Origin of the sequence: Actinobaculum sp. oral taxon 183 str. F0552 (assembly GCF_000466165.1) — a bacterium.
Taxonomy (GTDB): Bacteria; Actinomycetota; Actinomycetes; order Actinomycetales; family Actinomycetaceae; genus Peptidiphaga.
Genome location: NZ_KE951420.1, coordinates 23,111 through 32,106 on the forward strand (window position 1 = coordinate 23,111; position 8,996 = coordinate 32,106).

At 70.4% G+C, this 8,996-nt stretch carries 5 protein-coding genes; all 5 read left to right on the plus strand.

All coding sequences use genetic code 11. The features are described from left to right. Window positions 1-51: 51 nt before the first annotated feature. Complete coding sequence (locus tag HMPREF0043_RS04355) at window positions 52-2,238, plus strand: alpha-1,4-glucan--maltose-1-phosphate maltosyltransferase (RefSeq protein ID WP_379050129.1); 2,187 nt, start codon at window positions 52-54, stop codon at window positions 2,236-2,238. A 67-nt stretch (window positions 2,239-2,305) separates the two neighbouring features. Then, window positions 2,306-3,688 (plus strand): phosphotransferase, encoded by a 1,383-nt coding sequence (locus tag HMPREF0043_RS04360; RefSeq protein ID WP_021601686.1) that lies wholly within the window; start codon window positions 2,306-2,308, stop codon window positions 3,686-3,688. 30 nt (window positions 3,689-3,718) lie between these two features. Continuing rightward, on the plus strand, window positions 3,719-6,043 hold the full coding sequence (gene glgB / locus HMPREF0043_RS04365; protein ID WP_021601687.1) for a 1,4-alpha-glucan branching protein GlgB: 2,325 nt from the start codon (window positions 3,719-3,721) through the stop codon (window positions 6,041-6,043). A 252-nt stretch (window positions 6,044-6,295) separates the two neighbouring features. Then, entirely contained in the window at window positions 6,296-7,306 is a 1,011-nt protein-coding gene (locus tag HMPREF0043_RS04370; protein ID WP_021601688.1) for a LacI family DNA-binding transcriptional regulator, read from the plus strand. 32 nt (window positions 7,307-7,338) lie between these two features. After that, window positions 7,339-8,996: glycoside hydrolase family 13 protein (locus tag HMPREF0043_RS04375; protein ID WP_021601689.1), on the plus strand; the 1,658-nt coding region annotated here is incomplete at its 3' end.

An 8,996-nucleotide genomic window follows, 5' to 3' on the forward strand; every position in this document is an offset into this window, starting at 1 on the left:
CTTACGTGAGATACCCGTGCACGCTAGGGAAAGAGCGAATAGGCTGGGGGTGTGAGCAACCCGACGAAGAAGTCCGCGCCCCGCGCGGCCACAGCAGCAAACGCGAAGAAGTCCGCTGCCAAGGCCACTGAGAAGCCTGCGGCAGCCGCCTCCACACCCGCCTCACAGGCGCGACGGCCTGCGGAGGTCGGGCCATCATCGTCAGAAACGGAGGAGTCCGCGGCCGGCAGGCAGGCGGGCGCGGCCGTGATCGGCCGGATCCCGATCATGGACGTCACACCGCGCGTCGAATGCGGGCGCCTGCCCGCCAAGGGAACCGAGCACGAATCCTTCCCCGTCCAGGCGACGATCTTCCGCGAGGGCCACGACGCCTTCGCCGCCGAAGCGGACCTGATCGACCCCGAGGGGGCGGTGGTCCAGAGCGCTCCGATGGAGCTCGTCAGGCCCGGCCTGGGACGCTACGAGGCCTGGCTCACCCCGACCCGCCCCGGCAGCTGGCGGTTCAGGGTGCGCGCCTGGTCGGACCCCTACGAGACGTGGCGTCACTCGGCCGAGATCAAGATCGGCGCCGGCGTGGACGTGCCGCTCGTCTTCCTAGAGGCGGAGGCCTTCTTCAAGCGGGCGTGGGAGCAGGCTCCCGCCAGGTCGAAGGCGCGCGCCGCGTTCAAGGGCGCCCAGGCCGCCGTCGCCGACGGCCAGCTCTCCGCCGACGAGCGCTTCGCCGCCGCCACGTCGCAGGAGGTCCGAGAGGCCCTGGCCGCCTCCCCCGTGCGCGACCTGGTCACCGAGACGGACGCCTACCCGTTGAACGTCGACCGCATCCGCGCGCTCGTCGGCTCGTGGTACGAGATCTTCCCGCGGTCGATAGGCGCCAGGCGGGCGGCCGACGGGACGTGGAAGTCCGGCACGCTCCGCACGGCCGCCAGGGGCCTGGACCGCATCGCCGGCATGGGCTTCGACGTCGTCTACCTCACTCCCGTCCACCCGATCGGGACCACTAACCGCAAGGGTCGCAACAACACGCTCGTCGCCAAGCCGGGCGACCCGGGCAGCCCCTACGCGATCGGGTCGTCCGAGGGAGGGCACGACGCCATCCACCCCGAGCTCGGCACCTTCAAGGACTTCGACTACTTCGTCAAGCAGGCGAAGAGGCACGGCATGGAGGTGGCCCTCGACGTCGCCCTCCAGTGCTCGCCGGACCACCCGTGGCTGACCGAGCACCCCGAATGGTTCACCGCCCGGGCCGACGGCACCATCGCCTACGCGGAGAACCCGCCGAAGAAGTACCAGGACATCTACCCGCTCAACTTCGACAACGACCCGGAGGGGATCTACCGCGAGATCAAGCGCATCCTGGAACTGTGGGTCTCCCACGGAGTGACGATCTTCAGGGTCGACAACCCCCACACCAAGCCCCTGGCCTTCTGGCAGCGGCTCCTGTCCGAATTCCGGACCGAGCACCCCGACGTCCTCTTCCTCGCCGAGGCCTTCACCGCGCCCCCGATGCTCCAGGGCCTGGGGGCCGCGGGGTTCCACCAGTCCTACACCTACTTCGCGTGGAGGACCGAGAAGAAGGAGATCGAGGACTACCTGTGGGAACTCGCCCGGCAGAGCGACGACAGGGTGCGCCCCGCGTTCTGGCCGACGACCCACGACATCCTCACCCCCTACATGCAGCGCGGGGGGCTGGCGGCCTTCTCCATCCGAGCGGTCCTGGCCGCCACCGGGTCGCCCACGTGGGGGATCTACTCGGGCTACGAACTCGTGGAGAACGTCGCCCGGCCGGGGGCCGAGGAGCAGGTCGACAACGAGAAGTACGAGTTCAAGGTGCGCGACTGGAAGGCCGCGGAGTACAACGGGATCGCCCACCTGCTCGGCAACCTCAACGCCATCCGCTCCCGGCACACGGCCCTCAGGCGCCTGCGGGAGATCGTCATCAACCCGACGTCCAACGACAAGGTCATCTCCTTCACCCGCTACGCCCGCCCGGAGGAGACCCCCGACGGCAAGCCCGACGCGGTCATCACGGTGCTCAACCTCGACCCCTACGCCACCCGGGACGCCGAGGTCTACCTCGACCTCGGGCCGTTCGGTGTCTTCCCGCGCTGGGACGGCGGCGCCATCCTCGAGGTCACCGACGAGCTGAGCGGGCAGACCTTCCGCTGGAACGAGCACCCCTACGTGCGGCTCGACCCGCGCGGGCAGTGCGCTCACATCCTCTCGGCGAAGGCACTGTGATGGCGAACATGACTAATCTCGGAAGGCACTGTGATGGCGAACATGACTAATCTCGAAAGGCACTGTGATGGCGAACATGACTAATCTCGCAGAGGCACTCGGACCCTGGCTGAAGGCCAGTCGGTGGTATTCGGGCGGCCCGGCCGCCGTGGAAAGCGCGATCGAACTCGCGGGCGAATGGGAGGCGACGGTTCTGTGGCTGGTGCTCGCCTCCGGCTCGACCCACCACAACGTCCCCGTGGTCCTGCGCGACGCCGCGGGCGATGCGGACGACGCCCCCCGCCCCGTCGCCTCCCTCGGCGGGCTGCGCGTCTTCGACGCCGCGGAGGACCGGGACGGCCAGCGGGCGCTCCTCGCGCTGGCGTGCGGCACCGAGGCCGTCCATGCCGTCGCGTCCGGGGACGTCGGCGACCCGGAGGCGACCCTGGCCAAGCTGCCCGCCTCGGTCCGGACGACTCCGGCGGAGGACGCGCCCGCCCCACCCGCGAGGGTCTCGAGCGCGAAGAGGCTCACCAGCGAGCAGTCGAACACGTCGATCGTCTACACGATGGAGGACGGGGAACGCCTGATCCTCAAGATCTTCCGGGTCCTGGTACCCGGGTCGAACCCCGACGTCCACCTCCAGGCCGTCCTCTCCGACACGGGGACCGTGCCGCGCGCCCGCGGCGCCGCCCACCTGACGTGGGACGGCCAGGACGCCGACGTCCTCGTCGCCCAGGAGTTCCTGGGCGGGGCGCGAGACGCCTGGCAGGTGATCACCGAGGGTCTGGCCGACTCGGACGGGAGCCTCGGCGCCGCCGCGGAGTCGATACCCCGCCTGGGAGAGCTGACCAGGCGCATCCACGACACCCTCGCTAAGCGGTGCCCCCGCGTGGAGGCGGAGGCCACCGACCGGAAGCGCATCCGGGCCGCCTGGTCGCGCAGGGCCGCAGACGCCTGCGCCCTCGTCCTGGGGCTCGAGCCCTGGAAGGAGAGGATCGAGGAGGTGTTCGCGCGCACGGAGAACGTGACCTGGCCCCCTCTCCAACGGATCCACGGCGACTACCACCTCGGCCAGGTCCTCGACGCTCCGGACAGGGGCTGGGTCGCACTCGACTTCGAGGGCGAGCCGCTGCGTCCGCTGGCCGAGAGGAACACGCCCGACCTGGCCATGCGCGACGTCGCGGGGATGATCCGCAGCTTCGGCTACGCCACCGGCTCGGCGGTCGCCGCCGGGGCGGACGAGGAGACGATGGCCGCCTGGGAGAAGGCGGCCGTGGACGCCTTCCTGACGGGATACGGCGACATCGGCGCACACGAACGGGTGCTCCTGGACGCCCTCATCCTCGACAAGGCCCTCTACGAGGTTTCGTACGAAGCGGCCCAGCGCCCCACGTGGCTTCCGATCCCGCTCGCCGGGGCGGCGCGGATCCTCGGGGCCGACCCCCATTCTCTGTCCGCCTCACACTGACACCACCCCTCACATGGAAGAGTAAAGCACATGACTGATTCACCCTACGTCCGCGTCGACGACGAAGTCCTCAACGCCGTGGCCAACGGCTGGTACCACTCGCCGCACGACGTGCTCGGACCGCACATCGCCGAGGACTGCGTCACCGTGCGCACGATCCGGCGCCTGGCCGACAGCGTATTCATCGAGACCGCCGACGGCCGGACCGAAGCCGTCCACGAATGGGGTGGCATCTGGAGGGCCGTTCTCCCGGGCACCGACATTCCGGACTACCGAGTCGTCGCCGTCTACGGCGACGTCGAGAACCTCAGCGACGACCCCTACCGCTTCCTGCCGACGGTCGGAGACATGGACACCTACCTGTTCTCCGAAGGCCGCCACGAACGGCTGTGGGAGGCGCTCGGCGCCCACGTGCGCACCTACCCCAGCGAGCTGGGCGAGGTCAGCGGCGTGAGCTTCGCCGTCTGGGCGCCCAACGCCAAGGCCGTGCGCGTCATCGGGGACTTCAACGGCTGGGACGGGACGCTCACCGCCATGCGCACGATGGGATCCTCGGGCATCTGGGAGATCTTCGTCCCCGGCGCCCTGGAGGGCCAGCGCTACAAGTTCGAGATCCAGTACCCCGACCTGTCCTGGCACCAGAAGGCCGACCCCATGGCCCGCCGGGCCGAGGTCCCCCCGTCGACGGCATCGATCGTGACCCGGTCCCGCTTCACCTGGGAGGACGAGGAGTGGATGGACGAACGGGCGGGCAAGGACCCGCACGCGGGCCCCATCTCCGTCTACGAGATGCACCTGGGCAGCTGGCGTCCGGGGCTGTCCTACCGGGAGATCGCCGAGCAGCTCATCGGCCACGTCCAGTACTGCGGCTTCACCCACGTCGAGTTCATGCCGCTGGCCGAGCATCCCTTCGCGCCGTCGTGGGGCTACCAGGTGACGGGCTACTACGCCCCCACGGCGCGCTTCGGCACCCCCGACGACCTGCGCTACCTCGTCAACGAGCTCCACAAGGCGGGCATCGGCGTGATCGTCGACTGGGTCCCCGCCCACTTCCCCAAGGACGAGTGGGCGCTGGCCCGGTTCGACGGAACCGCCCTGTACGAGGACCCCAACCCCCTGCGCGGCGAGCATCCCGACTGGGGGACGTACGTGTTCAACTTCGGGCGCTGCGAGGTGCGCAACTTCCTCGTGGCCAACGCCCTGTACTGGCTCCAGGAGTTCCACATCGACGGCATCCGGGTGGACGCCGTCGCCTCCATGCTCTACCTCGACTACTCGCGCGAGTCGGGAGGCTGGCAGCCGAACGTCTTCGGCGGGCGCGAGAACCTGGAGGCGATCTCCTTCCTCCAGGAGTCCACGGCCACGGCCTACCGGGTCGCCCCCGGCATCATGATGCTCGCCGAGGAGTCGACGTCCTGGCCGGGCGTGACCGCCATGACCGAGCACGGCGGCCTGGGCTTCGGCCTGAAGTGGAACATGGGGTGGATGAACGACACCCTGCGCTACTTCGAGGAGAAGCCCGTCAACAGGAAGTGGCACCACAGCGAGATCACCTTCAGCCTCGTCTACGCCTTCTCGGAGCACTTCCTCCTGCCGCTCTCCCACGACGAGGTCGTGCACGGCAAGGGCTCCCTCTACGCGAAGATGCCCGGCGACGACTGGCAGAAGCTCGCCGGCGTACGCGAACTCCTGGCCTACCAGTGGTCGCATCCGGGCAAGAAGCTGCTGTTCATGGGCCAAGAATTCGCCCAGACCGAGGAATGGAACGAGTCGGCGGGCCTGCAGTGGTGGCTGACGAACGAGCCCTCGCACGACGGCGTCCTCTCCCTGGTCCGCCGGCTCAACGAGGTCTACCGCGAGCACCCGGCCCTGTGGAGCGACGACTTCACCAACCACGGCTTCGAGTGGATCGACGGCTCGGACGGCGACCACAACGTCATCAGCTACCTGCGCCGCAGCGCCGACGAGGAGGACATCCTCGTCGTCGTGTGCAACTTCGCGGGCATCCCGCACGGGAACTACCGGGTCGGGCTGCCCTTCGGCGGCCAATGGGACGAGATCGTCAACACCGACGCCCTGGAGTACGGCGGCTCGGGAGTCGGCAACTTCGGCGCGGTCGAGGCCGACGAGGTCGGCTGGAACGGGCGCCCCTATTCGGCGTCGCTCGAACTGCCGCCCTTCGGAACCGTCTACCTGGCCCCGCGCGACAAAGAGGCCCTGAAGCTGGCGAAGATCGCCGCCGAGGAGAAGAGGCGCGCGGCCGAAGCCGAAGAGGCGGCGCGGGCGGCCGAGGAGGCGGAAGAGGAAGAGCTCGAAGCCGAGGACAGCGAGGAAGCGGAGGGCGGCGAAGACTAGCCTCCGGCGAGAGCCGGGTCGCCGGGCGCGCACCAGCCGTCCGGCGACCCGGCCGGGCTCCGGCTGCCGGAACTTCCGCGAACCCCGCGCGGCGTCGACGGATTCGGCCGTCGGGCGGCCGTGTGTCCGAGCATTCGGCGGGTTAGCATCCCCCGTGTCGGGTCGGTAAACTTTTTCGCAAGGCACACCGCGTGCCTGTACGCATCCGACCCGAACACGGCAGCGGGGCAGCGAAGCCCCCGGGAGTGATCCATGACTGAGAGAGTCCGCCTGGCCGATCTGGCTCGCCAGGCCGGAGTGTCCACGGCAACCGTCTCGCGCGTCCTCAACGGCAAGGAGACCGTGGCGCCCGCGACCCGCCAGGCGGTGCTCACCGCCCTCGACCTGCTCGGATACGAGCGTCCCGAGCGGCTGCGCCAGCGCCCCGGCGGGCTCATCGGCCTCATCGTCCCGGAGCTGTCCAACCCGATCTTCCCCAGCTTCGCGCAGAACCTCGAGACGACCATGGCCGCCAGGGGATACACTCCCCTGCTGTGCACGCAGACGGCGGGCGGCATCACCGAGGACGCCTACGTCCAGCTCCTCCTGGACCAGCGCGTCTCGGGGATCATCTTCCTCAGCGGACTGCACGCCGACTCCAGCCTGCCGACCACCCGCTACGCCCGCCTGAAGGAGATGCGGGTCCCCTTCGTCACGCTCAACGGCGCGCACGAGCAGATCGACGCCCCCGACGTGTCCACCGACCACACCGACGCCGTCGCCCAGGCCGTCCGCCACCTCATCTCCCTGGGGCACACGAGGATCGGACTGGCCCTCGGCCCCGCGCGCTTCACCCCCTCCCGGCACAAGGAGCAGGGGTACCGGCGGGTCATGACGTCCCTCCTGCCGGACTCGCCCCTGAACGTCGCCAACACGCTCTACACCGTCGAGGGCGGGCAGGCGGCGGCCGGCGAACTCCTCGACGACGGCTGCACGGGCCTGATCTGCGGCAGCGACGTCATGGCGCTGGGGGCGATCCGCCAGTGCGAAGGGCGCGGCCTGCAGGTGCCCGCCGACGTCTCCGTCGTCGGCTTCGACGACTCGGCGCTCATGGCCTTCTCGTCGCCGCCGCTGACGACCATCCGCCAGCCGGTCCGCGCCATGAGCGAGGCGGCCGTCTCCCTGCTCCTGTCCATCATCGACGAGGCCCCGGTCTCCCAGGCCTCGCTCAAGTTCCACGCCGAACTCATCGTCCGCGACTCCACGGCCTCGCACTCCCCGTGAGTCCGCCGCACCCCCGATCCTAGGAATCAGCCATGCTCCGTGAACTCCACCGCCCCGCCGCCCCCTCCCAGTGGTGGTCCGACGCCGTCATCTACCAGGTCTACCCGCGCTCCTTCGCCTCCTCGCATTCGGCGGTCGGCGACCTGCCGGGCATCACCTCGCACCTGCCCTACCTGGCCGAGCTCGGCGTCGACGCCGTCTGGCTCTCCCCCTTCTACCGCAGCCCCCAGAAGGACGCCGGGTACGACGTCGAGGACTACCGCGACGTCGATCCGAGGTTCGGCACGCTGGCCGACGCCGACGCCCTCATCGCCCGCGCGCACGAGGTGGGGCTGAAGGTCGTCGTCGACATCGTCCCCAACCACACGAGCGACCGGCACGCCTGGTTCCGCAGAGCGCTGGAAGCCGGGCCCGGCTCGCCCGAGCGGGAGCGCTACTGGTTCCGGCCCGGCCGAGGCGACGGCCCGCCCAACGACTGGCAGTCCGTCTTCGGCTCGATCGCCTGGACGCGGGTGTGCGACCGCCCCGACGCGCCCGGCTCACCGTGGCAGGACGACACCTCCTGGTACCTTCACCTCTTCGACTCCTCGCAGCCGGACCTCAACTGGGCCAACCCCGAGGTCCGAGCGGAGTTCCGCGACATCCTGCGCTTCTGGCTCGCCCGCGGCGTCGACGGCTTCCGAGTCGACGTCGCCCACGGGCTCGCCAAGGACCCCGCACTGCCCGACTGGCAGCACCGGGTCACCATGGTCCGCGGCGACGCCGCGGACACCCCTCCGGCGCCGATGTGGAACGTCGGCGCGGTCCACGGTGTCTACCGGGAGTGGAGGGCGGTCCTCGACGAGTTCGGGCCCGACCGGATGCTCGTCGCCGAGGCGTGGCTCGCCCCCGCCGCCGAACTGGCCGCCTACGTCCGTCCCGACGAGATGAGCCAGGCGTTCAACTTCGAATTCCTGGAATGCGGATGGAACCGGGATCGCCTGCGCGAGGTCATCGCGGACTCGCTGGCGGCCATGGACGCCGTCGGGGCGCCGACCACCTGGGTGCTGTCCAACCACGACGTCGTCCGGGCGACGTCCCGGTTCGGCATGGCCGACCCCACGGGCAGGCCCGACGGGATCCGCGCCGAGGACCCGCAGCCCGACGGCCGCCTCGGCCTGCGCCGGGCGCTGGCCATGCATCTGCTCATGGCCGCCCTGCCCGGATCCGCCTACATCTGGCAGGGGGAGGAGCTCGGCCTGCCGGAGCACACGAGCCTGCCCGACGACGTGCGGGAGGACCCGGCCTTCTTCCGCACCCGGGGCCGGGAGACCGGCCGCGACGGCTGCCGCGTCCCCCTCCCCTGGGTCGGCGACGCGCCCGGATTCGGCTTCTCACCGGAAGGCTCGTCCTGGCTTCCCCAGCCCGCGGACTGGCGCGAGCTGGCCGTCGACGCGCAGGTGGCCGACGAAGCCTCCACCCTCTCGTTCTTCCGCAGGATGCTCGCCCTGCGCCGGCGGCTCGGCTTGGGGCACGGCGGCCTCGCGGACGTCGCCGACGGCGAGGCCCGCGGACTGCGCTACCTCAACACGTCACCGCGGCGCGAAGACGTTCTTGTCCTCACCGCCTTCGACGAGCCGGTCGACGTCCCCGACGGCTGGCGGGTCCTCATCTCCTCCGCCGAGGTCGGCGGCCCCGCCGGCGGGGCCCG